The 1,327-nt window shown below is 58.8% G+C and carries 1 pseudogene; it reads right to left on the bottom strand.

The annotated features are described in order from the left end of the window. Nucleotides 1-1,324, bottom strand: a pseudogene (locus ACIP66_RS28770) (aconitate hydratase B); the annotation flags it as partial. Between the last annotated feature and the right edge of the window lie 3 nt (nt 1,325-1,327).

Raw genomic sequence — 1,327 nt, 5'->3', positions numbered from 1 at the left:
TCACCAGATCAGCCGAGAAGCCCAGGCACGCCAGGTCTTTCAGTTCGTCACGGGTCATTGGACCGGTGGTGTCCTGAGAACCCACGGTGGTCATTTTCGGTTCGCAGTAGGTGCCAGGACGGATGCCTTTGCCTTCTGCCAGACCGCACGCCTTGCCGACCATTTTCTGCGCCAGGGTGTAACCCTTAGTGCTTTCGATCGGTGCGTCAGGCTTCTTGAACAGGTCGAACGCAGGCAGACCCAGTTCGGCGCGAGCCTTCTCGGTCAGGCCACGGCCGATGATCAGCGGAATACGGCCGCCAGCACGGACTTCGTCCAACAGCACCGGGGTCTTCATTTCGAAGGTGGTGATGACTTCGTCGGTGCCGTGTTTGCAGACTTTGCCAGCATGCGGGTACAGGTCGATCACATCGCCCATGTTCATGTTGGAAACGTCGAACTCGATTGGCAGTGCGCCGGCATCTTCCATGGTGTTGTAGAAGATCGGAGCGATTTTGCTACCAAAGCAGAAACCGCCAGCGCGCTTGTTCGGCACGTAAGGAACGTCGTCGCCGAAGAACCACAGTACCGAGTTGGTAGCGGATTTACGCGAAGAACCAGTACCGACCACGTCACCGACGTAGGCGATCGGGAAGCCTTGACCGCGCATTTCTTCGATCTGCTTCATCGGGCCGATGGCGCCCTGCTGATCAGGAACGATGCCGTCGCGGGCCATTTTCAGCATGGCCAGGGCGTGCAGCGGGATGTCTGGACGCGACCAGGCATCTGGAGCAGGGGAGAGGTCGTCGGTGTTGGTTTCGCCGGTAACCTTGAACACGCGCAGGCTGATCTTGTCGGCCAGAGTCGGGCGGTTTTTGAACCACTCGCCGTCAGCCCAGGATTGCAGCACGGCTTTAGCGTGAACGTTACCGTTCTTGGCTTTTTCCGCGACGTCGTGGAACGCATCGAACATCAGCAGGGTGTGCTTGAGTTGCGCGGCAGCGACTGGCGCCAGTTCGGCGTCGTCCAGCAGTTCAACCAGGGTCACGATGTTGTAGCCGCCCTGCATGGTGCCGAGCAGTTCTACAGCGCGTTTTTTGTCCAGCAGAGGGGAGGAAACTTCGCCCTTGGCCAGTGCAGACAGGAAGCCGGCTTTTACATAGGCCGCTTCGTCCACGCCTGGTGGAATGCGATTGGTGATCAGGTCAACGAGGAATTCTTCTTCGCCAGCCGGAGGGTTTTTCAGCAGCTCGACCAGGCCTGCTGTTTGTTCGGCGTTAAGCGGCTGGGGAACGATACCCAGGGCTGCACGCTCTTCGATATGTTTGCGGTAGGCTTCAACCACAGT

The sequence above is a fragment of the Pseudomonas sp. NPDC088429 genome, from assembly GCF_044753305.1.
In the GTDB taxonomy this organism is placed as follows: domain Bacteria; phylum Pseudomonadota; class Gammaproteobacteria; order Pseudomonadales; family Pseudomonadaceae; genus Aquipseudomonas; species Aquipseudomonas rustica.
This window is presented reverse-complemented; position numbering and strand designations above follow the sequence as displayed.